This is a genomic window from Actinoplanes sp. CA-252034, assembly GCF_050956125.1.
In the GTDB taxonomy this organism is placed as follows: Bacteria; Actinomycetota; Actinomycetes; order Mycobacteriales; family Micromonosporaceae; genus Actinoplanes.
Map to the genome: position 1 here is coordinate 10,071,664 of NZ_CP191846.1, position 25,630 is coordinate 10,097,293.

Genomic DNA, 25,630 nt, shown 5'->3' on the forward strand with positions numbered 1-25,630 from the left:
AGGGAGTATCAATCCTTGGCCAGTGAGAAGCACCCCCGGGAGGAGGACGACGCCGTGGCGCTCGTGCGCGTGTACTGCGGTCTGGCGTCGGCTGATGATTCGGTGCGTTCGGCTTCGGCCGCGCCGCTGACCATCGCCGTGGTGGATGACGCGGGCCGGTTGCTCGGCGTCCATGAGATCAGCGACGACCCGGCCGGCTACGCCCTGCTGGGAACGCTGCTCGTGGAACGGACGACGGGCTTCAGCGACGCTGCGGTCGCCGCCGACAGCGACGATCACGTCGTCACCTCGCTGCTCACCGCGGCCGGGCGGCCACTCGTGGTGGTCGACGACGACGACGCCGACGACTTCGCCGAGCGCTTCTCCGACGACGACTCCCCGAGGAGATCTCCGCGCCGCTGGCGGCCCGGCGGGCCGTCGGCCTGGCCCGGGCCCTCCAGGCCGGCGCGATCGCCGCGGTGACCCTTCCGGCACCGCGCGAGCTGGTCAGCTACAAACCCGTCCTCGCGGCGCACGTCGCCATGCTGCTCGGGCGCAACTCGGCGGCCGTCGCCCTGCGTGAGGTCCTCCGCGAGCTGTATCCGGCCGCCCTCCGGGCGTACCCGGATCCCGCACACCACCTGGCGCTCGCCGTTCTCGACGCGGTCCCCGAGCCCGGCCGGCTGACCGGCCGGGCCGGCGACCCGACACACCTCCTCCGGGAGATCGCCGCCGAGCTGGCCCGCGCCGGTGCCGGCAGCGAGAGCGAGCTGATCGCCGCCGTCACCGCCCTGCACGTGGCGATCAGCGAGTCGCCGCGCCGGGGTGGCGTCAACAAGTCTCTCGCCCCGGCCGCCGCCGAAGCGGTCCGCCAGGCGATCGCGGCCGTCCGCGCCTGCGACGCCGCCTGCACGGCCCTGGTCGGCACACTCGCCGCCCGGGCCACCCCGCAGGGCGCGAGCCCCGGCGTCGGCCGCCGTGGCACGCGTCGCGAGCCCGCTCCGCTGCAGCCGGTTCCGAGCGGCGACAACGGCTCCCGGTTCGGCCGGCGTGGCCGTCCCGAGCCGTCCTCGACCGGCAGCGGACCGGCCATCCCGCAGCCGATGACCCCTCCGCCGGTCGCGCCCGACCCGATCGGCCCGCCCCCGATGGCCCCGGCCGCGGCGAACGGTCTGCCCGGCCGTGCCGGCAGCCCGCTGAACCGGCCGGTGTCGGTCCCTCCGCCGCCGCCCGGCATGACGCCGATCACGCCCGGTTCCCGTCCGGTCCCTGGCTCGCGCAACCCGGCCGTGCCGTCCTCGGCGCAGCCCGCCGGGTCCAGCCCCGCCGACGCCGGGGAGCCGTTCCGGCCCACCCTGTCCAACGCGGAGCTCACCCGGGCCCGGGCCGAGCGCCAGCGCACGGTCATCCCGCCGCGCCCGTCCACGCGGCAGCCCGCCGCCAACGGCTCGGCGGCCGGCCCCACCGACTTCAGCCTCCCGATGCCCACCCAGCGGCCCGGTCAGGAGGTCGCGGAGCCCGGCTCCCGCGCCAACTGGCCGCTGCTGAACAGTGAGAAGGACGAGGCCGCCCGCCCCGAGCTGCCCACTCGCTCCGAGCTGCCGTCCCGTGGCGACCTGCCGTCGCGAGGTGACCTGCCGTCCCGAGGCGAGCTGCCGTCCCGCAGCGACCTCTCGTCCCGGGCTGAGCTTCCTTCCCGTGGTGACCTGCCTTCCCGTGGTGACCTGCCTTCCCGTGGTGGGGACCTGCCGTCACGTGGTGGGGACCTGCCGTCACGTGGTGGGGACCTGCCGTCGCGGCCGATCTCATCGCGGCCGGCGCCGGCAGCCGCCTCGGTCAGCTCGCCGGCCGGTGGCCGGGTCCGCCCCCCGTGGCAGGACAACCTGGAGGCCCCGGCCCCGCTGTCCAAGGAGCCGCTGCGCCGCGTCGACCAGGCGCGAAACAGCAGCGGCCGGGCCCGTCTACCCGGGCTCGACCAGCTCACCGGCACTCCACCGCTGCGTGTCATCGACGACGAGCGCCCCAGGATCACCGCACTGGACCGCAGCTCGGCCCCGCCGGTCCCGGCCGACAGCAGCGACGGCGACCTGCTGATCTTCGCGGCGGCCCGGTCGGCGTGGTTCACCGGCACCACCGAGTCCGACGGCGACGTCAACTGGTCCAACCCGAACGACAGCGGCTGGCGCGCGGCACAGAAGGCGGCCACTCCGGCCATCGCCGCGGAGACCTCGGCCGGCCTGCCGAAGCGGGTGCCCCAGGCCAACCTGGTCCCCGGCTCCCCGCTTCGTGAGGAACGCCCGCTCCGGATCGTCCGGGACGCCGCGTCGATCGCCGCACACACCACCGGCTACTTCCGTGGCTGGCGGCGGGGGCAGGAGATCGGCGGCTTCGCGATGGGCGGACGGCCGGGCCGCGAGGCCGCGGGCGGCTGGGACTTCAGCCGCGACGGCCAGCCCGCCGACGAGTACCGCAGCAACAGCAACAACAACAACGCGGGGTATGGCGGACGCTGACTCCCGCACCACACGAAAGAAGGCCGTGACCTCCGGGTCGCGGCCTTCTCGGTTACCCGGCCACACCCTCGGCGCCACTGATCCCGGGCACACCGGTCACCGGGCCGCCGATCTCCGGCACACCGGCCTCCGGGCCGCTGGACTCCGGGAGGGGATGCCCCGTCGGCCGGGATCGCGTGCCGGTTTCCGGCTCTCCCCGGGCTGCGCCGAAAATGGCGGGATGCGCGCGATCATCTTCGACTTCTTCGGGACGTTGACCGACCCATCCGCCGAGCTGCTGCGCAAGGAGACGCTGCAGACGACCGCGGTGGCGCTCGGGGTGGACCCGGAGAGGTTCTGGGCCGCCATGGTGTCGAGCTTCCCGGAGCGCATCGTCGGCGCCTACGGCGGCACCCGGGACACCCTGTGCGCGATCGCACGGCAGTGCGGCGCCGACCCGGACACCGAGCGCCTCGACCGTGCCCTGACGACCCACCGCGCGGGCGCTGAGCGGGTCCGCACGCCCCGCAGAGGTGCCCTTGCGGTACTCGACCACCTCCGCGCCCTCGACTACCGCCTCGGGCTCATCAGCGACTGCTCCAGCGAGCTGTTCGAGGCGTGGCCGGACACCGCCTACGCGTCCCGGATCGACGCCCCGGTCTTCTCGTGGCAGGAGAGGATCCGCAAACCCGACCCCCGGTTGTACGCCACCGCCGCCGCCCGCCTGGGTGTGCGGCCCACCGACTGCTGGTTCGTCGGTGACGGCGGCAGCCGGGAGCACGATGGCGCCCGTCGGGCCGGCATGCGCCCGGTGCTGGTCACCAACGCCGGCTACCCGGGTGTCGGCGGGCTGCGCAGCGACCCCGACACCTACGTGCCCGAGGACCGGATCGACGAGCTCGACGAGCTGATCCGGTTCATGGGATCGAGCCATGACAACGGGTGATCACTCATATACGATGGCGATCGGCCGCAAAGCGCGCGAAAGCCCCGCTCCGGTCGACCGACGTTCCGGCCGTTCAGAGCGGGGCTTTCGACCGCTTGGAGCGGGGCGCCTGCTGAGCTGGGTGCGACTGCTGGTCAGGCCGGAGCCGTGGCCCGCGTGCGACGCATCGTGAGCACATACTCGACGAGCGAGATGAGCACGTTCTTCGTCGACTCACGGTTACGGGCGTCGCAGCTCACCACCGGCACGTCCGACGAGATCGCCAGAGCGTCCCGCACGTCCTGTGCGTTGTGGTACTGCATGCCGTCGAAGCAGTTGATCGCCACCAGGTACGGCAGCCGCCGATGCTCGAAGAAGTCGATGGCGGCGAAGCAGTCGGCGAGCCGACGCGTGTCCACCATGACCACCGCACCGATGGCACCCCGGACCAGCTCGTCCCACATGAACCAGAACCGCGTCTGGCCAGGCGTTCCGAAGAGGTAGAGGATCAGGTCACGGTCGATGCTGATCCGGCCGAAGTCCATGGCCACGGTGGTGGTCATCTTGCCCGGCACCTGCCGGTTGTCGTCGACACCCACACCGGCCGAGGTCATGATCGCCTCAGTGGTCAGTGGGGTGATCTCCGAGACCGACCCCACCAGCGTCGTCTTGCCAACGCCGAAGCCACCGGCGATGACAATCTTCGCCGATGTCACGCGTCCCGCAGCGGGACGGTGCGACATGTCAGAGCCTGCGAAGTCCACTCAGCACCCTTTCCAGCAGTTCCGTGCCTACCGCGTCGGTCTCGTCGTCCAGCGAGGTGGGCTCGTACACCGCGACCAGGCCGTCAGTGGCCATGTCAGCGACGATGATTCGTGCCACACCGAGCGGCAGTTGCATGCGTGCGGCGATCTCGGCAAGCGACTGAACTCGGCCGTTGTCGCACATCGCCGCGATGTACTGATGCTCGCTTCCACCCTGCCCGCCGCGACTGATCCCGGATCGGCCACGCACGGTTGTCTCGACCAGCGCTTCCAGCGCTATCTCAAGCTTCGGCCGGGTCCGACCGCGGGTCATGGCGTACGGCCTGACCAGCGCGCCAGTCGGCTCATCGCGTTCAGGCATCGTCACCCTCAACCCCTCCCTCGGCCCCTCGAAGTGTATTGGTTATCAAAGCTTTTACCAGTAGCCGGCTGAGCTTACTCGGGCCGTAAAACCCCAGACAAACCCGTGGATGACCCCGGCCCACTACCGCTTCAGCCCAGCACCCCGGCCGCCGAGCGCGGCGCGGGAGTCAGAGCCTCGCCGACCCGGTCGACCAGGAGAGCCATCTCATAGCCCACCTGCCCGACGTCGCAGCTACGAGCCGCGAGCACCGCGAACGAGGAGCCGTCGGAGATGGACATCAGGAACAGGAAACCGTTGTCCATCTCGACGACCGTCTGGAGGACGGCGCCACCCTCGAAGCAGCGTGCGGCACCCTGCGTCAGGCTTACCAGGCCGGACGCGATGGCCGCCAACTGGTCGGCACGGTCCCGGGGGAGGTCCCGCGAGGACGCCAGGAGCAGCCCATCGGCGGAGACCGCGATCGCGTGCGCGACCCCGGGAACGCGGTCAGCGAAGTTGGCCAGGAGCCAACCCAGATCCTGAGTAGATGTCATGCCTCATGCTCCTTGCCAGCCTGCGAGGGCTGCTGCCCTCCCGGAGTGTCCTCCAGGTTGGTCGATTGTTCCTTGGTGCGACCGCGCTGCACACCGCGGTGGTAAGCGGAGAGTAGCCCGCGAACCCCCTCGGGCGTACGGCGCTGGACGGAGGTACCGCCCCGGTCGACACCACCGGGGACGAGTTGAGCCATCGGCGTGCGCTTCGGAAGGCCCGCCGTAGTGGTGACCTCGACGGGCGCCTCGGCAGCCGCACGGGCCGCCTGCCATCCGTCGTCGGCCGCTGTCCGCCACGGGTTCGCGGCCGGGGCGCCACCGTTGCTGTAACCTGCCGCCGCCGCAGCCGGAGCACCGACAGTAGCCGGATCGAGGTTGCGGGGCTCGGGCGATACCGCCTGCTGCGGCACACCCGCGGTGCGGACCGGTTCCCCGGTCGGGATGCGCTGCGAGACGACCGACTCCTCGCCGGCCCCGGAGACCTTGGGGCGGGCCGGGGCGTCGTTTCCGGGCGTCGTCGTGATGAACCACGCCGACTCCAGCTCCCGGAAGATAGGCAGCTCCATGGTCTCGTCCGCGAACGGGACCGCGCCCTCCCGGGCGGAGGCCATCTGGGCCGCGGCGGTGGCCTGCGCCTCCGCCGGGTCCGGTGCGGCCGGCAGGGCCGGTGACGCCGGGACCGGAGCTGTCTGCGGGTTGCTCGGCCGGGCCACCTGCGGCTGCGCCTCGAAGTTCTCCGGGCGGAACCGCGGGATCTCGGCAGTCATGTCGAGCGCGGCGGCCAGGTTCTCCGGCACGTGCGGTGTGGCGGGCTCGCGCTCCGCGGCGACCGGCGGCCAGGCCGGCGGTGCCGAGGCGAACGAGTTGCGCTGGTCGAGCGGCGATCCGGAGGTCGGCGAGGCCGACACCGGCTCGATCTGACCCGAGTACGGGGACGCCGACACCGGAGGAGCGGGCGACACCGGCGGGGCCGAGATCGGCGGAACCGGGGGCGCCGACACCGGCGGCATGAACGTGTTCCGGCCGTGGCTCTCCGGGTTTGAGGGGAGCTGGCGCGGGATCGTCGTACCGAAACCGTTGATGTCGTTGTCCGGCCGGAACTCTCCGCCGTTGCGGCGCTGGGCCAGCTCGTCGAGGCCCGCGAAGCCCTGGGGACCGGACGGCAACGGCGGGATGACCTCGTTGCTGCGCGGACCGTGGAACCCGTTGGCCGAGCCGTTGCCGTTGCCGTTGAAGCCGCCGCCGTTGGCGTTGAACCCACCGAAGCCGGCCGGAGCCGCGCCGGTGAGGTCGGACCACGCCGGGACCGCGCCGTACGACCCGTTCGAGCCGTTCGACCCGTTCGAGCCGTTGGAGCCCGGGTAGCCGCCGCTCTCCAGAGCCAGCGGCTCACCGAACGGCAGGCCGGAGCCCGGACCGCCGTCGAAGGTGCCACGGCCCTGGACCTGGGCGGTAGCCGCCGCGGCCAGGACGGAGACGGGCAGGCCCACCTCGGCGACGGTGCCGCGCTCGCGGTCCGCCGGCCGGAGCTCGACACGCACCGCGTGCCGGTTCGCCAGCCGGGCGACCACGACCAGGCCCATCATCCGGGAGACGGCCACGTCCACCGTGGGTGGGTTGGCCAGCCGCTCGTTGAGGTCGCGGAGCTGCTCACGGCTGATACCGATGCCGTGGTCCTCGACCGTGAGGATGGCGTTGTCACCGACGCGCCGTGCCTCGACCAGAACGTTGGAGTTCGGCGGGGAGAAGGCGGTCGCGTTGTCGAAGAGCTCGGCGACCAGGTGGACCATGTCGTTCACGGCGTGCGCCGCGACCTCGATGTCCCGGTCGATCATGCCGAACTCGATGCGGGTGTAGTGCTCGACCTCGGACTGCGCGGCGCGCAGCACGTCGATCAGAGCGGCCGGCTCACGCTGGACACGGGTCGAGTCGGCGCCCGCGAGGACCAGGAGGTTCTCGTCGTTACGCCGCATTCGGGTGGCCAGGTGGTCGAGCTGGAAGAGCTCGGCCAGACGGTCCGGGTCCTCCTCGCCGCGCTCCAGACGGTCCAGGTGACCGATGAGCCGGTCGACCAGGATCTGTGAACGACGGGCGAGGTTGACGAACATCGTCGCGACGGAGGCGCGGAGTGCGGCCTGCTCGGCCGCGGTCCGGACCGCCTCGAGGTGAACCGCGTTGAACGCCTCGGTCACCTGCCCGAACTCGTCCCGGCTGCGCACCGGGAGAGGCTCGGCGATCTGGTCGGCGACCTGAGCCGGGGTGAGCGACGCGGAGAGCGCCGGGTCACGCAGCCGGCTCACCGCGTGCGGCAGGCCGAACTGGGCGACGGCGAGGGCGCCCTGACGCAGCTCACGTAGCGACCGGGCCATCGACCGGGCGACCAACCACGCGAAGAGGATGGCCAGGAGCAGCATGCCGAGCAGCAGGCTGGTCTCCAGGAAGACGTCCTGGTTCGTCTCGTCCCGCAGGTCGGTGGCGTCCGACACGATCTTCTTGTCGAACTCGACCTCGACCTGGCGGAAGAGCGAGTTGTAGCCGGCGAGCGCCTCTTCCCACTGGGCCGAGTTGAACGGCAGCGGGTCGGTGGACTGGGTGGACCGGAAGTCGAGCGGGCCGGTGTAGTTCTCAGCGGCCTGCTTCTTCTCACCGTTCACGGTGTTGTTGAAGTAGTCGACCTCTTGGACCGTACCGACCGCGTTCAGGGTGTCGACCGCCAGCTGGTAACCGGTGACGGTCTCCAGCAGATCCCGGCGGTGCGTGTTGTCGAACTTCTGGTCGGCGACCATCTCCTGGCCCAGGTAGCGCTGCTGGGAGATGTAGTCCTTCGCCCGGGCGACCGCGGCGACGACCCTCAGGTGGTCGCTCAGCTCCTGGTTGTTGGCCAGCTGCGCGGAGATGTCACGCACCTGGAGCAGGTCCTCGACGAGCCGGTCGTACGTCTCCAGGACGTTGTCCTCGTCCTCGTCGCCCTTGGCGACGCGGCTGCGGAAGGCCGGCAGGTCCTCGATGTTGCGGTCCAGGCGGAGAAGCAGCTGGCCCACGTTGTCGGGAACGTCCTCCAGAGCGCCCTTCTGCTGAAGGTACGGCTCCTTGGCGTCGTCGACGTCGGGGTGCTCGTCGTTGTAGAGCTTGACAGCGGCCTTCATCGGCTCGCTGTTCTTGGGGCTCTTGGCGATCATCACGCCGTAGGTCCGCTCGGCCTGCAGGTGGTCGACCAGACCACCGGCGGCCTCGGACAGCACCGAGAGGGTGCGCGCGCGCTCCGCGTTACTGGCTTCGTCGATGTGGTCCACGAGGCCGTTGACACCGACGACGATCGTTGCCACCGTCGGCACCAGCATGATCAGGCCTAGTTTGGACCAGATCGGTAGGTCTCGGAGCCGACCCGCAGGTCGACTGAGACGCGACATGACGCCATTCGCGCTGTTGGGGCGCTTGCTCACGTCACCGTCCTCCTGATTCGGGCCCGGCATTCGGCTCGCCAGGCACCGCACACGGCCGACTCGCCGACGTCGGGCCCCGAGATTCCATCACGACAAGTGTCAAAGAGAAAGAGCAGGCGGACACGGACCGGTTGTGTGACGCGATGTTGCAACCTCGTAGTTGGACATCGCCGGTCTCAATATCACTACCCGTGGAGCAGCACATCTCTCAAGGTCACTTACTCGATCGGCCCAGCATTGGGGGGTGGGTGCAGGCCGACCGGGTCCCGATCGTAGTCGATCGCGATAGAAGTGACGATGACTCGGTTCCCCGCGATCGGCAAGGCGAGGTGCCAGAGTATGCCGACTTTGCAGGCGGCAGTCTAGCCGAACGGCGGGGTGCCCAAGTCGCACGGTCGATTTCTTTTGACGTACGTTCGTCCGAATCCAATTATGACCCGATATAGGAGTCTTCAGGCGAGCAGTTTGGCGTACGCCGGCTTGATCACCTCGTTGATGAGGACCAGCCGCTCGTCATACGGGATGAACGCCGACTTCATGGCATTGATGGTCAGCCACTGGAACTCCATCCAGCTCCACCCGAACGCCTCCGCGAGCAGCGTCATCTCCCGGGACATCGACGTGCCGCTCATCAGCCGGTTGTCCGTGTTGACCGTGACCCGGAACCGGAGGTCGTGCAGCAGCTTGATCGGGTGCTCGGAGATCGACGGGGCGGCGCCGGTCTGCACGTTCGACGACGGGCACATCTCGAGCGGGATCCGCTTGTCCCGGACGTAGGCGGCGAGACGGCCCAGGACCGGCGGCGCCGAGTGGGTGCCCCCGGTGACCGACGGGGCGCTCGGCCCGTCCGCCGTGACCGTGATGTCGTCGATCAGCCGTACCCCATGACCCAGACGGTCCGCGCCGCACCACTGGAGGGCCTGCCAGATCGACGGCAGGCCGAAGGCCTCGCCGGCGTGGATGGTGAAGTGGAAGTTCTCCCGCTGCAGGTACTCGAAGGCGTCCAGGTGCCGGGTGGGCGGGAAGCCCGCCTCGGCGCCGGCGATGTCGAAGCCGACGACGCCGCTGTCGCGGTAGCGGACCGCGAGCTCGGCGATCTCCTGCGACCGGGCGGCGTGCCGCATCGCGGTGAGCAGGGTGCCGATCCGGATGGGTGTGCCCCTGCCTGCCGCCTCGGCGCAGCCCTCCCGGAACCCGGCGTGCACCACCTCGACCACCCGGTCCAGCGTGAGACCACGCTCCAGGTGCTGTTCCGGGGCGTACCGGATCTCGGCGTAGACGACGCCGTCGGCGGCCAGGTCGAGGGCGCACTCCTTGGCCACCCGGTGCAGGCCCTCCTCGGTCTGCATCACCGCGACGGTGTGCGCGAAGGTCTCCAGGTACCGTTCCAGCGAACCGGAGTCGGCGGCGGCGACGAACCACTCGCCCAGCCGTTCCGGATCAGTGGAGGGCAGTTGATGTCCGACCTTCTCGGCGAGCTCGACGATGGTGGCCGGCCGCAGTCCACCGTCCAGGTGGTCGTGCAGCAGGACTTTCGGGGCCTTGATGATGTCGGAATGTGCGATGCCAGCCATCAGAAGAGCCTAGAGGGAAGCGCTCGATGATCGACGGAGCAATTCCGTATCTGCGATGCCCGGTGTGCCGGGAACCACTCGCCCGCGAGGAGCGGACGCTGCGCTGCCCACGGCGGCACAGCTTCGACATGGCCCGTCAGGGGTACGCCGACCTGAGCGCCGGGCGCCTGCCGCACGTCGGTGACAGCGCCGAGATGGTGGCCGACCGGGCCGCCTTCCTGGCCGCCGGGCACTACTCGTTCATCGCCGGAGCGCTGGCCGGGCATCGGGCGGACGGGCTGGTGCTCGACGCCGGCACCGGGACCGGCGACTACCTGGCGAGGTTCCTGGACGCCTCTCCGGCCGCGACCGGGCTGGGGCTCGACGTCTCCAAGCCGGCGCTGCGGCGAGCCGCACGGGCGCATCCGCGGGCCGCGGCGGTGCTCACCGACCTGTGGCGGCCGCTGCCGGTGGCCGACGCCGCGGCGAGTGTGATCCTCGACGTCTTCGCGCCCCGCAACGGTCCCGAGTTCCACCGGGTGCTGCGGCCCGGCGGCGTCCTGCTCGTGGTGACCCCGGCCGCCGACCATCTCGCCGAGCTGATCACCGCGCACGGGCTGATCCAGGTCGACCCGGACAAGGCGGCCCGGGTCAGCGGCAGTCTCGGCGATCACTTCACGCTCGACGGCAGCGTGACCCTGCGCCGTGAGCTGAGACTGACCGCGGCCGAGGCGCGGACGCTGATCGGGATGACCCCCAGTGCGCGGCACGTGCCCGCCGACGAGCTGCCCACCCACGACCTGACCGTGACGGCCGCCGTCGATGTGGCGGCCTACCGGCCGCGTCGCTAGACGGAGAGATCGACCTCTTCCCACTCGGGGGGCGCGTCATGGTAGGGCCCTTTGAAGACCACCGCCCACTCGAGCGCCCACCGCCGCTGACCGATCGCGTTGCTGTCCACCTCGCCGGGCAGCGACCGGCCGTTCTGCTCCGCCTCCTGGTAGGCCCAGTCCAGGCAGTAGTAGAGGTCGAGCAGGACCGCGGCCTCGATCGGGTCACGGACCGCGACCAGTGACCGGGACCGCCAGCTGGCGAAGGACTCCCCCGCCGGCAGGTCCGGCATCTGGGCCATCATCCGGTCGTCGGGCGCCACCGTGGGATCGAGGTGCCGGCTCAGGCCGAGCAGCCAGGCCAGTGCGAAGACCGCGTCGTGGTGCAGCACGAAGGAGCGGTGGTCGCCCTTCGCGCCGATCACGAACTGCCACTCCGGCGGGGTGACCTGCTCCACGAGGTGTGAGCCGAGCAGCCAGCTCATCGCGGCCTCGGTGGGCATGCCGAAGCAGCGGGCGACGACGACGTGCAGCACCGAGGCACGGGCTTCCAGCTCCGCGGTGGGGCGCAGCTCGACGGTGTCACCCGCCTCCCAGACCAGCGGAAACGCCAGCGGGGGCAGGGGCAGGCCGAGACGGGCCAGCTCGTCGAGACTTGCCTCGCGGACCGCACGGGGGTCGGGGGCGGCCTTCTGCATGGCGGCTCAGGCTATGCGGTCGAGCAGGAGCGGGGAAGAGGCGGGCGGCTCGGCGCCGACCACGATCGCGCCGGCGGCGTCCGCGCGGGCCGCCGGGATCCGGGCCTCGTCGTCGGCGCGCAGCTCGAGCAGCACGTCACCGGCGCTGACCCGGTCACCCGGACGGACCCGCAGCTGCACCCCGGCGCCGAAGCTGACCGGGTCCTCCTTGCGGGCACGCCCGGCACCCAGCCGCCAGGCGGCGATGCCCACCCCGTACGCGTCGATCGAGGTCACCACGCCGTCCTCGGCGGCTCGCAGGACCTCGGTGTGCGTGGCCGTGGGCAGCGGCGCGTCCGGGTCGCCGCCCTGTGCGCGGATCATCGCCCGCCACGTGTCCATCGCCTGGCCGCTCGCCAGCACCTTCTCCGGGTCGGCGTCCACACCGGCGGCCGCCAGCATCTCCCGGGCCAGAGCCAGAGTGAGTTCCACCACATCGGACGGTCCGCCTCCGGCAAGCACCTCCACCGACTCGGCGACCTCGTTGGCGTTGCCGATGGCCAGACCCAGCGGAGTGCTCATGTCGGTGAGCAGAGCGACCGTGGTGACGCCGCTGTCCTTGCCCAGCTGGACCATGGTGCGGGCCAGCTCCTGCGCGGTCGCCAGGTCCTTCATGAACGCGCCGGTGCCGACCTTGACGTCGAGGACCAGCGCGCCGGTGCCCTCGGCGATCTTCTTGCTCATGATCGAGCTGGCGATCAGCGGGATCGCCTCGACCGTGCCGGTGACGTCCCGCAACGCGTACAGCTTGCGGTCGGCCGGCGCCAAGCCCTCGCCGGCCGCGCAGATGACCGCGCCGATCTCCTGCAGCTGGCTCTTGAACTGGTCGTTGCTGATCCGGGCCTGCCAGCCGGCGATCGACTCCAGCTTGTCCAGGGTGCCGCCGGTGTGGCCGAGGCCGCGCCCGGACAGCTGGGGCACGGCGACACCGCACGCGGCGACCAGCGGGGTCAGCGGCAGGGTGATCTTGTCACCGACGCCGCCGGTGGAGTGCTTGTCGGCGGTCGGCCGGGTCACCGAGGAGAGGTCCAGCCGCTCGCCGCTGGCGATCATCGCGGCCGTCCAGCGGGCGATCTCGGCGGGCGTCATGCCGCGCAGCAGGATCGCCATGGCGAGCGCCGACATCTGCTCGTCGGCGACGACACCCTTCGTGTAGGCGTCGACCACCCAGTCGATCTGGGCGTCGGTGAGCACGTGGCCGTCCCGCTTGGCCCGGATCACGTCCACCGCTGCGAATGCAGTCACGGCTTTTCCTCTTCCCAACGCTGCGGGATGCCCTCCGGGGCCTCTCCCTCGCCGGCCCAGGACAGGCCGCCCTCGGCATCCACCACCACGACCCGCGGAGTGCGCACCAGGCCCCAGGCGACCGCAGCGGCCGTCGTGGGCAGGTTCGGCCCCTCCTCCAGGATGCCCTTCTCCTCGGTCGAGCCCGGCTCGCCGGACGACCGCTCCCAGTAGCCCGTCCAGATCCTCGTGCCACCGGAGATGTCCGGGTGCACGAAGACCGTCCCGCGGCCGCGCCACTTGGCCAGATCGGCCGGGACGTCAGCGGCGCCGACCGGGCCGGTCACCCGCTCCATGTCCTCGTAGCCGAACGCGTGCGGCAGCAGCTCGGTCATCCGTAGCGGCCGGGGCACCGCCTCGACCAGCAGGTCCGGGCCGCCGTGCTCCCACAGCAGCTGACGGCAGCGGCCGCACGGCATCAGCGGGGCACCTGTCGCGTCGACGCAGGAGACCGCCACCAGCCGGCCGCCGCCGGTCGCGTGCAGCGAGCTGACCAGGCCGCACTCGGCGCACAGCGTCATGCCCAGCGAGGCGTTCTCCACGTTGCAGCCGACCACCGTCCGGCCGTCGTCGACCAGGCCGGCGACGCCGACCGGGAAGTCTGAAACCGGCGTGTACGCCCGGCGCATCGTCTCGATGGCGGCCGCTCGCAGGGCCGCCCAGTCGATCTCCATGACGCCGATTCTGCCGTACGGGCGGGAGGGTTTTCACCGCGGCACCGGTACCGGGTGAAGGTAAATGATCTTGAAACAGGGCGGAAACCCCGGGCTCCCGCCCTGTTTCGAGATCTCAACCCTTGATGTACGGCAGCCCGTCCGCCGCCGGAGCACGGACGCGCCCGACCAGTCCCGCCACCGCGATCAGCGTCGCCAGGTAGGGCAGCATGTTCAGGAACTGGCTCGGCACCGGGCTGTCGATCGCGCCCAGATAGGTCGCCAGCTTCTGGGCGAAGCCGAAGAACAGCGCCGCGCCGAACGCACCGAACGGGGTGTAGCGGCCGAAGATCAGCGCGGCCAGGGCGATGAAGCCGGCGCCCGCGGTCATGTTCTTGGTGAAGTTGCCGGTCGCCACCAGCGTGAAGTAGGCGCCGCCGATACCCGCGACCACGCCGCCGAGCAGCACGTTCATGTATCGCAGTCCGCGCACCCGGATGCCGACCGTGTCGGCCGCGGTGGGGTGCTCGCCGACCGCCCGGGTCCGCAGACCCCACCGGGTCCGGCTGAGCCCGAAATGGATCACCACGACCAGCGCGAGCGCGATCCAGACCAGCAGGTTCGACTCGAACAGCACCGGCCCGATGACCGGGATGTCGGCCAGACCGGGGATCCGCCACTCGGGCATCTGCGGCGGGGTGTTGTAGGTCTGCGCGTCGGGCTGCATCAGCCGCTCGTAGAGGAAGCCGGTGATGCCGAGCGCGAACAGGTTGAGCACCATGCCGACGACGGTCTGGTCGACCAGGTAGCGGATCGACAGCACGGCCAGGATCGCGGCGATGATCACGCCACCGATCGCGGCACTGATCAGGCCGGCCCAGACGCTGGTCGCCATGGTGCCGACCAGCGCTCCGGCGAACGCGCCCATCAGGAACTGGCCCTCGATCGCCACGTTCACCACACCGGACCGCTCGCCGAGCACACCGGCGAGCGCGCCGAGGATCAGCGGCAGCGCCAGCTGCAGCGTGCCGTCGGTGGTGTCCACCAGCGGCATGAACTCGCCCGCCACCTGCCAGCACAGGAAGGACAGCACGAAGGCCAGGATGCCCACGCTCAGCAGCGCGTTGGCCCAGCGCTTGAGGAGCCCGGCGAAGAGCACGGCGCCCGCTGCCACGGCCAGCAGGCCGAAGAGCACCGCGCCGAACTGGCCGTTGATGGAGAGGGCCGCGCCCTCGGCGTCCTCGCTCAGGGTGAACCGGGCGGGCTCGCTCGGCGCCAGCGCGCCGAACACGGCGGCGGCCACGCCGCCGATCAGGATGAGGGCCAGGCCGAGACGTCGCTGCCGGATCCAGAACGGTTCCGGCGCGGCGACCTCGGTCGGCTCCTGCACAGTCGCGGTCGACATGTCCTCAGCCCTTCGCCAGGGAGGCGCCGAGCCCGGCGGCACGGGCGGCACGTAGACGGAAGATCGCCTTCACCAGGGCGGGAGCGGCGATGAAGATGACGATGAGGGCCTGCAGCACGGTCACCAGCTCGAGCGAGATGCCGGAGTAGGACTGCATCCGGTTGCCGCCGGCCCGCAGGGCGCCGAACAGCAGCGCGGCGAAGAACGTGCTCCAGGGACGGTTGCGGCCGAGCAGCGCGACGAGCAGTCCGTCGAAGCCGATGTTGCCGGCCACCGACGGGGTCAGGGCGTGCGCGGTGCCGAGCACCTGGGTGGCGCCACCGAGACCGGCCAGACCACCCGCGATCGCCATGAGCAGCACGTACGTCCTGCTGACGCTGATGCCGGCGGTCTTCGCGGCGTGCGGGTTGGAGCCCACCGCCCGCAACTCGAAGCCGAACGACGATCGGTTCAGCAGCCAGGCGACCCCGGCCGTGACCAGCAGCGCGAGGATGATGCCCAGGTGGACCCGGAGCTGACCGCCGGGTGACGGCAGCATCGCGGCGTCGTCGACGACCTTGCTGATCGCGTCGGTCTTGCCCGGGGCCTGGATGCCCTTCTGGATGACCAGCCAGGACAGGAAGAGACCGGCGGTGTAGTTGAGCATGATCGTGGTGATCACCTCGTGCGCCCCGGTCCGTGCCTTGAGGAAGCCCGGGATGAAGCCCCACAGCGCGCCGCCGAGGACACCGGCGATCAGCGCGACGATCAGACTCAGCACGATCGGCAGGCCGAACGAGAAGCCGGCCACACCGGCCGCCATGCAGCCGAGCACAGCCTGGCCCTGGGCGCCGATGTTGAACAGGCCGCCGCGGAACGCCAGCGCCACCGACAGGCCGGTGAAGACCAGCGGCGCCGCGTAGGTGAGCGTCTCGGACAGCGGCGCGAAGGCCTGCTGCCAGGTGGCGGTGCCGGCGAACCAGGCCGAGAACACCTGCGGGTCGCCGAGGGCGCCCTTGAGCAGGTCACCGTACGCGGTGCCGACCAGAGTCCAGCTGGCCTCGATGGCGTCGGCCGGGCGGGCGGTGAAGTAACCGAACTTCGCCAGCACGTCGGCGTCCGAGACGATGATCAGAACCGCACCGATGAGCACGGCCAGGACCATCGACAGGATCGTCAGCACGACGTTGTTCGCGGACCAGAGTCTCCGCAGGAACCCGGTCACTTCTCTCCCTCCGGCGTTGCGCCGGTGATGCCGGCCATGAGCAGACCGATCTCCTCGCGTGGCGTGTCCGGCGAGACGATGGCCAGGATGCGGCCGCGGTACATCACCGCGATCCGGTCCGCGAGGCCGACCACCTCGTCCAGCTCGCTGGAGACCACCAGCACCGCGGTGCCCTGGTCACGCTCCTGGATGATCCGGTTGTGGATGAACTCGATCGAGCCGACGTCCACACCACGGGTGGGCTGCGACGCGATGAACAGGCGCAGTGGGCGGGACATCTCCCGGGCCACCACGACCTTCTGCTGGTTGCCGCCGGACAGGGTGCCGACCGGGGTGGCCGGTGACTGGCAGCGGATGTCGAACTGCTCGATCCGCTCCTTGGCGTTGCCGTCGACCTTGCTCAGGTCGATGCTGAACGCGTTGCCGTACGGGCTGCGGTCGTACATGTCGAGGACCAGGTTCTCCGCGACCGAGAACTCCTTGACGACACCGTCGTGGCTGCGGTCCTCGGGGATGTAACCGACGCCGGCGCGCAGCACCTTCTTGGTGCTCATCCCGACCAGCTCGTCGTCCTCCAGGTGGATCGAGCCGGCCCGGACCTCACGCAGGCCCATCACGGCCTCGACCAGCTCGGTCTGGCCGTTGCCCTGCACGCCCGCGACGCCCAGCACCTCGCCGGCACGGACCTCCAGGTCGACGCCGTCGACAGCGCGCACGCCCCGGTCGTCGTCGGCCACCAGGCCGGAGATCTTCAGGACGCTGCGGCCCGGCTCGGCCGGCGTCTTGTCCACCTCGAGACTCACCGCCCGGCCGACCATCAGGGCGGCCAGCTCGTCCTCGCTGGTGTCCGGGGTCGCGGTGCCGACGATCTGCCCGCGGCGTACCACGGTGATCCGGTCGGCGATCGCCTTGACCTCTTTGAGCTTGTGGGTGATGAAGACGATCGACTTGCCCATCGCGGTCAGCGACCGCATGACGGTGAGCAGCTCCTCGGTCTCCTGCGGGGTGAGCACGGCGGTCGGCTCGTCCAGGATCAGCAGGTCCACGTCGCGGGTCAGGGCCTTCACGATCTCGACACGCTGCTGCGCGCCGACCGGCAGGTCCTCGATGAGCGCGTCGGGGTCGACCGGCAGGCCGTACTTCTTCGAGGTGTCGATGACGTCCCGGCGGGATCGCCGGCGGTCGAGCCAGCCGAGCGGGCCGCCGCGGGTCTCCTCCGCGCCGAGCGCGATGTTCTCGGCCACGGTGAAGACGGGCACCAGCATGAAGTGCTGGTGCACCATGCCGATGCCGGCGGCGATCGCGTCGCGGGGACTCTTGAAGACGAGGGGCTCGTCGTTGACGAGGATCTGGCCCTCGTCCGGCTGGAGCAGCCCGTAGAGCTGGTTCATCAGGGTCGACTTGCCGGCGCCGTTCTCGCCCAGCAGGGCGTGCACCTCGCCGGGCTCGACGGTGATGTCGATGTGGTCGTTGGCCACCAGGTCGCCGAAGCGCTTGGTGATGCCGCGCAGTTCCAGTTTCAGCGGAATCTCCCGACGTCGCGTGCTAAGCCTGGTGGACGGTGGAATGCGAGCCGCCGCTCGGCTGCGGGTGGTGACCCGCGGCCGGGCGGCGGCCAGATGTTACCTACCCGAGGGTCACTTCGGCGCGCTGGCCGACTCGACCTTCACGGTGCCGGCGATGATGTCGTCCTTCAGCTTCGTGAGCTCGGCCTTGAGGCCGGCGTCGACCTTGGTGTCGAACTGGTTGAACGGCGCCAGCGAGACGCCCTCGTTCTTCAGGTCGCCGACGTAGCCGGGGTGGCGGACAGGGCCTCGCCCTTGGCGCCCTTGACCACGGCCTCCTTGACGGCCTCCTCGATGTTCTTGACCACGGTGCTCAGGAACACGTCGCAGTACTGCGCGGCGCTCTTGCAGCCGTCCTGGTCGACCCAGATGACCGAGACCTTGCCGGCGGAGTCCTTGGCGACCGCGGCGGTGCCCAGACCGGTGCCGCCGGCGACCGGCATGATCACGTCCGCGCCCTGGCCGACCAGGGTCTGGGTGATGCTCTTGCCCTTGTTCTGGTCGATGAAGCTCTCGGCGAAGCTGCCGTTCTGAGCCTTCTTGTCCCAGCCGAGGACCTGGACGTTCTTGCTCTTGACCGTGTTGTAGTGCGCGACGCCGTCGGCGAAGCCGTCCATGAAGATGGTCACCGGAGCGATCTTGAGACCGCCGTAGGTGGCGACCTTGCCCGACTTCGAGTAGCCCGCGGCGAGGTAGCCGGCGAGGAACGCGGCCTGGTGGGTCGCGAACTGCATCGGGTAGACGTTGCTGTTGCCGCTGTTGCTGTCCACGATCCCGAACTGGGAGCTCGCGCTCTCCTTGGCGACCTTGGTGGTCACCTCGCCCATCAGGCCACCGACGGCGAGGATGAAGTTGCAGCTCTGCGAGACGTAGCCGCGCAAGCCGGGCTCGTAGTCGGCCTCGGAGGAGGACGCCACGTACTTCGGCTCGACGTTGCCGGCTTCCTTCTGGGCAGCCTGCAGGCCGGCCCAGGCCGACGCGTTGAACGACTTGTCGTCGATGCCACCGAGGTCGGTGACCATACAGGCCTTGTAAGCGGCCGCGGCGCTGGCGCTGGAGCCCGGCGTGCTCTCCTTCGGCGCCTCACCACAGGCGGCAGAAGCGAGCGTCAGCCCACCTGCCGCGAGAATCGCCACGATCCGCTTCCCACGTACTGGGCGCAAGACGCCCTCCTTCCGCTGCACACCGAGGTCCTGTTACTCGGGTGAATCTCAGGCGGGAGCGTATCCCCGGGCCACGACCGAGACCGAACATCGGTACGGACTGTTGGCGCACCGTTATACCGCCGCAATCACCCTGGTCGCGGCACGTCGCTTTCGGCTGGTTCAGGAGGGAATTGCGCTCGTGACGCGAAACACTGAGTTAACGTTCAGCGCGGCGCCACGCCCGTACGCCGAGCACGCCGACGGTCGTCCCGATGGCCAGTGAGGCGATGATCAGGAGGGCGTGGACCCAGAGGAAGGCGGTCGGGGCCGAGCCGTCGAAGGAGCGGTCGTCCTTCCAGATCGCCACCCCGAACCGGGGCCAGATGACCCAGGTCCACACGCCGACCCCGATCAGGAACGCCGCCCAGCGCTTGTCGATCACCACGGGGCCAGTATCCCAGTGCGGTCAGGCGGTCAGCCTCCCGGCTATCCGCCGCCACCCGGCCAGCACCTCGGCGGGCTCCGGCGGCTCCTCGGGGTACTCCTGCGCCACCAGCGGCTCGAAGTCCTCGGCGTCCGGGCCCTCGGCGGCCGACCGGACCAGGTCGATCTCCTTGCGGATCGCGTCCACCCCGTCCAGCGGCAGCATCGGCTCCACCACCGCCATCAGGTCGTCGTCGATGACGACGGCGCGGGCCAGCGCGAGCGCGTGACGGCGCTCGTACGGCCCGCAGACGATCGGCTCCCAGTCCTCCGAGTCGTCGAGCGATCCGAAGGTGATGACCCACGGCTGCTCGGCGATCGGCGAGCCGGGTGGCAGGTGCAACGTCACAAGGGTGCCCATCGGCCCATCATCGCGGGCGGTCGTGCCGGATCCAGATGTTTTGCCCCACCGGGGCGGTCTTGTCGTCAGCCGACAGATCGACCACCCGGCCGTGTGGGCTGGTCGCCGCCCAGGCCGCGCCGAACAGCAGCAGCTGATTGAAGACGTACAGGTAGACCAGCGCACCGACGGCGGAGCCGACCAGTCCGTACGCCGGATTGCGCTCGACCAGGCCCACGAACGACTTGCCCACGGTGTTGAGCAGCATGATCCCGATGCCCACCTGGAGCACCGGCGGGGTCATCCGGCGGGCCGTCATCCGCAGCCGGGGCACGGCCGCCAGCAGTGCCGCGGCCAGCAGCATGTTGACCGCGAGCGTGAGCACCCAGCTCACCACCGAGAGGGTGGTCGCGAAGCCGCCGCCGGCCAGCCAGTGCAGGAACCGCTCCAGACCGTAGACGGCGAGCTGGGAGAGGGCCAGCAGGAGCAGCAGCCCGACCAGCACGACCAGGTCGACGGCCTGGCGGATGCCGATGTAGCCGGGCTGCTCGCGCACCCGCCAGATCAGCCGCTGCGACGACCGGATCGCCTCGACCCAGCCGATGCCGGTGAAGGTCAGGCCGATCAGGCCGACGATGCCGACACTGCCCTTGCTCTCCAGAATGGCCTGGATGTCCAGGAACGGCAGGTTCTGATGGAGGAAGTCGCGGACCAGGGCCAGCAGCTCCACATTGGCGGTGAGGAGCCAGCCGAAGATCGAATATCCGATCAGCAGGAGCGCGAAGACCGCGAAGAAGCCGTAGTAGGCGATGGCCGCGGCCAGCCGGCCACCCTGGACGCTCTCGTAGCGCAGGATGGCCCGGCAGAAGTGGTCGAAGTACGGCGAGCGGTATCGCACCGCCAGAACCCGGGCCGCGGTCGCGTCGTAGGCCCGGTCGATCGGATTCACCGGCCGACCGTATCGGACACGTCAGCTTCCGAGTGGGAAGTCCCGGCGTGGCCGCCAGGGCCCCTCGCCGCCGTGGGAGAACAGAGTGAACGCCGAGACCTCGAAACGGGCCGAGAAACCGGCCAGATCCTCGAAGACCGCGTCCAGCGCCTCCGCCGACACGTCCTGCGCCACTGTGACATGCGGATGGTACGGAAACCGGGTGTCCCGGTTGACGTCCTCCGAGCGGGTGATCGCCTCGGCCAGCAGCTCGCACTCGCTGATCCCCTGGGCCAGCGTCACGAACACCACCTCGGTGACCGGCCGGAACGTGCCGGTCCCCGAAGGTGGACGGTGAACGGCTGCTGGGCCGACGCGACCGACTCGAGATGCTTCTCGATCGCCGGCAGCGCGTCGGCCGCCACCTCGGTCGGGCCGAGGAGCGTGACATGCGCCGGCGTCCAGGCGGCCTGCGGATCGCCGGCCTCCGCACGCCGGCGGGTCAGCGCCGACCCCCACGGCTCGGGGATGTCGATCGCCACGCCGATACGGGTGATGCCCGGCTGGGACATCCCGGTCAGGCTTCGCGGGCGGGGCTGAGGAAACCCACGTTCCGGTACGCCCGGGCGAGCGTCACCGCGGAGACCGCACGAGCCTTCTCCGCGCCGACCGCGAGCACCTTGTCGAGCTGGGCCGGGTCGTCGAGGTAGAGCTTCGTCCGCTCCTGGAACGGCTTGACGAACTCGACGAGCACCTCGGCCAGGTCCTTCTTGAGGTCGCCGTAGCCACGGCCCTCATACGCCTCGAGCAGCTCGTCGATGGACCGGTTGGTGAGTGCCGCGTAGATGGTCAGCAGGTTGCTGACGCCCGGCTTGCCCTCCTCGTCGTAGAGGATCTCGCGCCCGGTGTCGGTGACCGCCGACTTGATCTTCTTGGCCGAGCGGGCCGGGTCCTCCAGGAGCTCGATGATGCCGTTCGGCGAGGAGGCCGACTTCGACATCTTGCTCGTCGGGTCCTGCAGGTCGAAGATCTTCGCGGTGTCCTTGACGATGTACGGCGAGGGCATGTTGAAGGTCTTGCCGAACCGGGTGTTGAACCGCTGGGCCAGGTCGCGGGTCAGCTCCAGGTGCTGCCGCTGGTCCTCGCCGACCGGCACCTGGTCGGCCTGGTAGAGCAGGATGTCGGCGGCCTGCAGGATCGGGTAGGAGAACAGCCCGACGGTGGTGCTGTCCTGCCCGGCCTTGGCCGACTTGTCCTTGAACTGGACCATCCGGCCGGCCTCGCCGAACCCGGTGATGCAGCTGAGCACCCACCCGAGCTGCGCGTGCTCGGGCACGTGCGACTGGACGAAGAGGGTGCAGCGCTCCGGGTCGAGCCCGACGGCGAGCAACTGGGCCGCGGAAATCCGGCTTCGGTTACGAAGGATCTTCGGATCGTGTCCCATGGTGATGGCGTGCAGGTCGACCACGCAGTAGAAGGCGTCGTGCGTGTCCTGCATGGCCACCCAGTTGCGCACCGCGCCCAGGTAGTTGCCGAGGTGGAAGGAATCGGCGGTCGGCTGGATGCCGGAGAGCACTCGCGGGCGGCGGGCAACGTCGGACATGGGCGCCATTGTGTCAGCCCCGGCCCGGGAACCGCGAATCCCCTGCCGGTTACGCCGATGTTTGAACCTGTTGACCTTTGATCGTTTCTGGGAGATTGTAGGATCGTCCGCACAAAGAAAGGGCCTCAGTCGTGAAATTGCTCGTCACCGGCGGCGCCGGGTACGTCGGCAGTGTGACCAGCAGGCTACTGCTGGACGCGGGCCACGAGGTGGTCGTGCTCGACAACCTGCGCACCGGGTTCCGCGAGGCGGTGGCGCCCGACGCCACCTTCGTGCAGGCCGACATCGCCGACGCCGGACAGGTGCTCACCCCGGACGCCGGGTTCGATGCGGTGCTGCACTTCGCCGGCCTGATCGCGGCCGGTGAGTCGATGGCCAAGCCGGAGCTCTACTGGCATGAGAACGTGGTCAAGTCGCTCGCCCTCCTCGATGCGATCCGCGCCGCGAAGGTACCGCGTGTGATCTTCTCGTCCACCGCCGCGGTCTACGGCAACCCGGTCGAGCTGCCCATCACCGAGTCCGCGATCAAGGCCCCGACCAGCACGTACGGGTCGACGAAGCTCACCTTCGACCTGGCGCTGACCTCGGAGGCGTTCGCGCACGGGCTGGCCGCAATCTCCCTGCGGTATTTCAACGTGGCCGGCGCCTACATCGCCGAGAGCCACGAGATCGGCGAGCGCCACGACCCGGAGACGCACCTGATCCCGATCACCCTTCAGGTGGCCGCCGGCAAGCGGGAGAGACTTCAGCTGTTCGGTGACGACTACCCGACCGTGGACGGCACCTGCGTGCGCGACTACATCCACGTGGCCGACCTGGCGCGGGCGCATCTGCTGGCGCTGGACGCCACGGTCGCCGGCGAGCACCGCATCTACAACCTGGGCAACGGCAACGGCTTCTCCAACCGGCAGGTCGTCGAGGCGGCCCGCGAGGTCACCGGCCACGAGATCCCGCTGGAGATCGCCGCCCGGCGTGACGGCGACCCGGCCACCCTGGTCGCCTCGTCCGACCGGGCCCGCGCGGACCTCGGGTGGACGCCGGAGAAGAACACGCTCCAGGACATGATCGGCGACGCCTGGACCTTCTACCGGAAGCACGTGGCATGAGCGTCGTCGAGACCGCTGAGAAGACCTTCACGCAGGCGTACGGGACAGAGCCGGCCGGGCTGTGGGCGGCGCCCGGACGGGTCAACCTGATCGGCGAGCACACCGACTACAACGACGGGTTCGTGCTGCCCTTCGCGCTGCCGCAGCGGACCGTGGCGGCGGCCGGTCCCGCGCCGGACGGCCGCTGGTCGGTGTGCTCCACGCTGGCGCCGGAGCCGGTCGTCTTCGGGATCACCGAGCCGGGTGAGGTGACCGGCTGGGGGGCGTACGTCGCGGGTGTCGTCTGGGCTCTGCAGGACGCGGGGTTCGAGGTCCCGCCGGCGCGGATCGCGATCGCGTCGGACGTACCCCTCGGATCCGGTCTGTCCTCGTCGGCCGCGCTGGAGTCGGCCGTGCTCACCGCGCTGATCGACCTCGGTGGCCTCGATGTGCCGACGGAACGTCGGCCGGCGATCGCGCAGCGCGCCGAGAACGTGTATGTGGGAGCGCCGACCGGGATCCTCGACCAGTCCGCGTCGATCCGCTGTCTCGAAGGCCGCGCGCTGTTCCTGGACTGCCGGTCCTACGAGGTCGAGCAGATCCCGTTCGACCTGGCCGGCGAGGGCCTGGCCATCCTGGTGATCAACAGCAACGCGCCGCACCAGCACGTCGACGGCGAGTACGGCGAGCGCCGCAAGAGCTGTGAGGCGGCCGCCTCGGCCCTCGGTGTGCCAGCGCTGCGCGACGTCTCCACCGCCGAGCTGCCGCAGGCCCTGGAACGGCTCGACGACGATGTGCTGCGCCGCCGGGCCCGGCACATCATCACCGAGAACCAGCGGGTGCTGGACACCGTGTCGCTGCTGCGTTCCGGGCGGGTCCGGGAGATCGGCCCGCTGCTGACCGCCTCGCACGCGTCCATGCGCGACGACTTCGAGATCACCGTGGACCAGGTCGACGTGGCGGTGCAGGCCTCACTCGATGCGGGGGCGTACGGCGCACGGATGACCGGCGGCGGTTTCGGCGGCTGCGTGCTCGCCCTGGTCGACGCCGACCGTGCCGACGCCACGGCGGCCGCGGTCGCCGCCGCCTACGAGCAGCGGGGCTTCACCGCACCGACGAGCTGGGTGGCCACGGCCGGCCCCGGCGCCGCCCGGATCTGACGCTTCGACATCTCTGCTGCGGGTATGTCCGGTCCCATGACGACCGAACAGCACCCGCAGCAGAACGAGCCCAACGAGTTCGGCTTCGCCGGGGAGGGCACCGGGCCGGAACCCGGCCGACAGGAGTCCACCGACGTGGACGCGGAGGCCGTCGCGGTGCCCGCCGACGACCTCACCGGCCCGCTCACCCGGACCCTGGAAGAGGCCACGGGCCGCGACGAGGGCTGAGCGGCGGCCACTCATCTGAGGGGCCGGGGTAGGCCGTTCACCTGATCACCCGCAGGAGCGAGACCAGGGGCTCAGGGAACGGCGCCGGACTATCGTGACGGCATGGGGGTAAGCCCACCGTATCTTCACGATGACACACCGCATCTTCACGATGACACCGAACGAGGTGTCAGCGTCAGCGTCGAAGCCGCCGAGGACGCCGCAGTCTCCGTGCTCATGGTCCGCGGTCCCTGGGACGCCCGGCTCAGCCTCAACGTGTCCGTGTCGCTGCGACGGTGCTTCACCGAGCATCCGGACGGACTGATCGTCGATCTCTCCGGGCTGTGCGACCCGCACGGCGAGAGCGTGTCCACCTGGATGACCGCCCGGGCCTTCGCGTCGAGTCTGGACCCGCCGGTGCACCTGGCCCTCTGCGTGCCGCCGGACCTGCCGCTCGCCGACCGCATGCAGGGTCTCGGCGCCGGCCGTTTCCTGCCCGTCTATGCCAAGGTCCGCCAGGCCCGGGTGGCGCTGTCCGGCCGGATACCGGGTGACCACCGGCTGAGCCTGACCCTGCGGTCCGACCCGGAGGCGCCGAGCCTGGCCCGCAACCTGATCACCGACGCCTGCCTGAGCTGGGGCCTGGTGCATCTGCTGCACCGCAGCCGGCTGGTCATGTCGGAGCTGGTCACCAACGCGATCGAGCACGCCGGCACCGACATCCGGGTGACGGTGTGCCGCCGCGGCGCCGGAGTGCAACTGTCCGTCGCCGACGGAGACCCCCGCCTGCCCCGGATCCTGCCGGTCTCCCGCCCGCGTCCCGACCTGCCACTCGACGAGCGGGGCCGTGGGCTGCGGACGGTCGCCGGGACCGCCGCCCGGTGGGGCGCCGTCCCGACCGAGACCGGCAAGATCGTGTGGGCGACCCTCGTCAGCGCGCCTCGATGACCA

The 25,630-nt window shown here is 70.4% G+C and carries 23 protein-coding genes and 2 pseudogenes; 8 read left to right on the top strand and 17 right to left on the bottom strand.

Going from position 1 to position 25,630, the window contains the following annotated elements; all coding sequences use genetic code 11:
• Positions 1-15 precede the first annotated feature (15 nt).
• The 3 genes from ACQPZW_RS45485 (at position 16) to ACQPZW_RS45495 (ending at position 3,417) form a co-directional block, all read left to right on the top strand.
• A complete protein-coding gene (locus tag ACQPZW_RS45485) occupies positions 16-462 on the top strand; it encodes a hypothetical protein (RefSeq protein WP_433792195.1) in 447 nt (148 codons plus the stop codon).
• A complete protein-coding gene (locus ACQPZW_RS45490) occupies positions 459-2,492 on the top strand; it encodes a transposase (RefSeq protein WP_433792196.1) in 2,034 nt (677 codons plus the stop codon). The genes ACQPZW_RS45485 and ACQPZW_RS45490 overlap by 4 nt, the downstream gene beginning before the upstream one ends.
• Before the next feature lie 220 nt (positions 2,493-2,712).
• Positions 2,713-3,417 (top strand): HAD family hydrolase, encoded by a 705-nt coding sequence (locus tag ACQPZW_RS45495; RefSeq protein WP_433792197.1) that lies wholly within the window; start codon positions 2,713-2,715, stop codon positions 3,415-3,417.
• A gap of 134 nt (positions 3,418-3,551) precedes the next feature.
• On the opposite strand, the gene ACQPZW_RS45500 is transcribed toward ACQPZW_RS45495, so the two are convergent.
• The 5 genes from ACQPZW_RS45500 to ACQPZW_RS45520 all read right to left on the bottom strand — a co-directional run bounded on the left by ACQPZW_RS45500 (position 3,552) and on the right by ACQPZW_RS45520 (position 10,071).
• A complete protein-coding gene (locus ACQPZW_RS45500; protein ID WP_183222624.1) occupies positions 3,552-4,139 on the bottom strand; it encodes a GTP-binding protein in 588 nt (195 codons plus the stop codon).
• 1 nt (position 4,140) lies between these two features.
• The gene (locus tag ACQPZW_RS45505) at positions 4,141-4,521 is read right to left on the bottom strand and encodes a DUF742 domain-containing protein (protein WP_433797827.1); all 381 of its coding nucleotides are present in this window, start codon (positions 4,519-4,521) and stop codon (positions 4,141-4,143) included.
• A gap of 131 nt (positions 4,522-4,652) precedes the next feature.
• Entirely contained in the window at positions 4,653-5,057 is a 405-nt protein-coding gene (locus ACQPZW_RS45510) for a roadblock/LC7 domain-containing protein (protein WP_067706828.1), read from the bottom strand.
• The gene (locus ACQPZW_RS45515; protein WP_433792198.1) at positions 5,054-8,497 is read right to left on the bottom strand and encodes a sensor histidine kinase; all 3,444 of its coding nucleotides are present in this window, start codon (positions 8,495-8,497) and stop codon (positions 5,054-5,056) included. Before ACQPZW_RS45515 ends, ACQPZW_RS45510 begins: the two co-directional genes overlap by 4 nt.
• Before the next feature lie 452 nt (positions 8,498-8,949).
• Complete coding sequence (locus ACQPZW_RS45520) at positions 8,950-10,071, bottom strand: adenosine deaminase (RefSeq protein WP_433792199.1); 1,122 nt, start codon at positions 10,069-10,071, stop codon at positions 8,950-8,952.
• Positions 10,072-10,097: 26 nt separating this feature from the next.
• Here ACQPZW_RS45520 and ACQPZW_RS45525 point away from each other — a divergent pair, with 26 nt between their 5' ends.
• Positions 10,098-10,901 (top strand): putative RNA methyltransferase, encoded by an 804-nt coding sequence (locus ACQPZW_RS45525; RefSeq protein WP_433792200.1) that lies wholly within the window; start codon positions 10,098-10,100, stop codon positions 10,899-10,901.
• Here ACQPZW_RS45525 and ACQPZW_RS45530 read toward each other — a convergent pair.
• The 12 genes and pseudogenes from ACQPZW_RS45530 to trpS all read right to left on the bottom strand — a co-directional run bounded on the left by ACQPZW_RS45530 (position 10,898) and on the right by trpS (position 22,227).
• On the bottom strand, positions 10,898-11,578 hold the full coding sequence (locus ACQPZW_RS45530; protein WP_433792201.1) for a DUF4272 domain-containing protein: 681 nt from the start codon (positions 11,576-11,578) through the stop codon (positions 10,898-10,900). The two genes, ACQPZW_RS45525 and ACQPZW_RS45530, sit on opposite strands and share 4 nt — an antisense overlap.
• Before the next feature lie 6 nt (positions 11,579-11,584).
• Positions 11,585-12,862 carry a thymidine phosphorylase gene (locus ACQPZW_RS45535; protein WP_433792202.1) on the bottom strand — a complete coding sequence of 426 codons (1,278 nt, stop codon included), beginning with the start codon at positions 12,860-12,862 and terminating at the stop codon, positions 11,585-11,587.
• On the bottom strand, positions 12,859-13,575 hold the full coding sequence (locus tag ACQPZW_RS45540; protein WP_433792203.1) for a cytidine deaminase: 717 nt from the start codon (positions 13,573-13,575) through the stop codon (positions 12,859-12,861). The genes ACQPZW_RS45535 and ACQPZW_RS45540 overlap by 4 nt, the downstream gene beginning before the upstream one ends.
• A 115-nt stretch (positions 13,576-13,690) precedes the next feature.
• Positions 13,691-14,959 carry an ABC transporter permease gene (locus tag ACQPZW_RS45545; protein ID WP_433792204.1) on the bottom strand — a complete coding sequence of 423 codons (1,269 nt, stop codon included), beginning with the start codon at positions 14,957-14,959 and terminating at the stop codon, positions 13,691-13,693.
• A gap of 4 nt (positions 14,960-14,963) precedes the next feature.
• Entirely contained in the window at positions 14,964-16,163 is a 1,200-nt protein-coding gene (locus tag ACQPZW_RS45550) for an ABC transporter permease (protein ID WP_433792205.1), read from the bottom strand.
• Positions 16,160-17,641, bottom strand: coding sequence for an ABC transporter ATP-binding protein (locus tag ACQPZW_RS45555; protein WP_433792206.1), 1,482 nt, complete (start codon positions 17,639-17,641; stop codon positions 16,160-16,162). Before ACQPZW_RS45555 ends, ACQPZW_RS45550 begins: the two co-directional genes overlap by 4 nt.
• A 159-nt stretch (positions 17,642-17,800) precedes the next feature.
• Positions 17,801-18,891 (bottom strand): annotated as a pseudogene (locus tag ACQPZW_RS45560) (BMP family lipoprotein).
• 199 nt (positions 18,892-19,090) lie between these two features.
• Positions 19,091-19,318, bottom strand: a complete 228-nt coding sequence (locus ACQPZW_RS45565; protein ID WP_433792207.1) for an SCO4848 family membrane protein — start codon at positions 19,316-19,318, stop codon at positions 19,091-19,093.
• Between the two features lie 21 nt (positions 19,319-19,339).
• On the bottom strand, positions 19,340-19,717 hold the full coding sequence (locus ACQPZW_RS45570; protein WP_433792208.1) for a hypothetical protein: 378 nt from the start codon (positions 19,715-19,717) through the stop codon (positions 19,340-19,342).
• A gap of 7 nt (positions 19,718-19,724) precedes the next feature.
• Positions 19,725-20,645 (bottom strand): YihY/virulence factor BrkB family protein, encoded by a 921-nt coding sequence (locus ACQPZW_RS45575; RefSeq protein WP_433792209.1) that lies wholly within the window; start codon positions 20,643-20,645, stop codon positions 19,725-19,727.
• Positions 20,646-20,771: 126 nt separating this feature from the next.
• A pseudogene (locus ACQPZW_RS45580) lies at positions 20,772-21,196 on the bottom strand (2'-5' RNA ligase family protein); the annotation flags it as partial.
• A gap of 5 nt (positions 21,197-21,201) precedes the next feature.
• On the bottom strand, positions 21,202-22,227 hold the full coding sequence (trpS, locus tag ACQPZW_RS45585; protein WP_433792210.1) for a tryptophan--tRNA ligase: 1,026 nt from the start codon (positions 22,225-22,227) through the stop codon (positions 21,202-21,204).
• 131 nt (positions 22,228-22,358) lie between these two features.
• Here trpS and galE point away from each other — a divergent pair, with 131 nt between their 5' ends.
• From galE to ACQPZW_RS45605, 4 genes are all read left to right on the top strand, one after another.
• A complete protein-coding gene (gene galE, locus ACQPZW_RS45590; RefSeq protein WP_433792211.1) occupies positions 22,359-23,333 on the top strand; it encodes a UDP-glucose 4-epimerase GalE in 975 nt (324 codons plus the stop codon).
• Entirely contained in the window at positions 23,330-24,472 is a 1,143-nt protein-coding gene (galK, locus tag ACQPZW_RS45595) for a galactokinase (protein WP_433792212.1), read from the top strand. The genes galE and galK overlap by 4 nt, the downstream gene beginning before the upstream one ends.
• A 36-nt stretch (positions 24,473-24,508) precedes the next feature.
• The gene (locus ACQPZW_RS45600) at positions 24,509-24,700 is read left to right on the top strand and encodes a hypothetical protein (protein ID WP_433792213.1); all 192 of its coding nucleotides are present in this window, start codon (positions 24,509-24,511) and stop codon (positions 24,698-24,700) included.
• 216 nt (positions 24,701-24,916) lie between these two features.
• Entirely contained in the window at positions 24,917-25,627 is a 711-nt protein-coding gene (locus ACQPZW_RS45605; RefSeq protein WP_433792214.1) for an ATP-binding protein, read from the top strand.
• Positions 25,628-25,630: the final 3 nt, after the last annotated feature.

Bases quoted from the DNA above. Each gene is read 5' to 3' on its own strand.
- ACQPZW_RS45600 (WP_433792213.1), top strand. From the start codon at position 24,509: ATGACGACCGAACAGCACCCGCAGCAGAACGAGCCCAACGAGTTCGGC.
- trpS (WP_433792210.1), bottom strand. From the start codon at position 22,227: ATGTCCGACGTTGCCCGCCGCCCGCGAGTGCTCTCCGGCATCCAGCCG.
- ACQPZW_RS45510 (WP_067706828.1), bottom strand. From the start codon at position 5,057: ATGACATCTACTCAGGATCTGGGTTGGCTCCTGGCCAACTTCGCTGAC.
- ACQPZW_RS45530 (WP_433792201.1), bottom strand. From the start codon at position 11,578: ATGCAGAAGGCCGCCCCCGACCCCCGTGCGGTCCGCGAGGCAAGTCTC.
- ACQPZW_RS45500 (WP_183222624.1), bottom strand. From the start codon at position 4,139: ATGTCGCACCGTCCCGCTGCGGGACGCGTGACATCGGCGAAGATTGTC.
- ACQPZW_RS45495 (WP_433792197.1), top strand. From the start codon at position 2,713: ATGCGCGCGATCATCTTCGACTTCTTCGGGACGTTGACCGACCCATCC.
- ACQPZW_RS45605 (WP_433792214.1), top strand. From the start codon at position 24,917: ATGGTCCGCGGTCCCTGGGACGCCCGGCTCAGCCTCAACGTGTCCGTG.
- galK (WP_433792212.1), top strand. From the start codon at position 23,330: ATGAGCGTCGTCGAGACCGCTGAGAAGACCTTCACGCAGGCGTACGGG.
- ACQPZW_RS45525 (WP_433792200.1), top strand. From the start codon at position 10,098: ATGATCGACGGAGCAATTCCGTATCTGCGATGCCCGGTGTGCCGGGAA.
- ACQPZW_RS45540 (WP_433792203.1), bottom strand. From the start codon at position 13,575: ATGGAGATCGACTGGGCGGCCCTGCGAGCGGCCGCCATCGAGACGATG.
- ACQPZW_RS45520 (WP_433792199.1), bottom strand. From the start codon at position 10,071: ATGGCTGGCATCGCACATTCCGACATCATCAAGGCCCCGAAAGTCCTG.
- ACQPZW_RS45545 (WP_433792204.1), bottom strand. From the start codon at position 14,959: ATGTCGACCGCGACTGTGCAGGAGCCGACCGAGGTCGCCGCGCCGGAA.
- ACQPZW_RS45570 (WP_433792208.1), bottom strand. From the start codon at position 19,717: ATGGGCACCCTTGTGACGTTGCACCTGCCACCCGGCTCGCCGATCGCC.
- ACQPZW_RS45505 (WP_433797827.1), bottom strand. From the start codon at position 4,521: ATGCCTGAACGCGATGAGCCGACTGGCGCGCTGGTCAGGCCGTACGCC.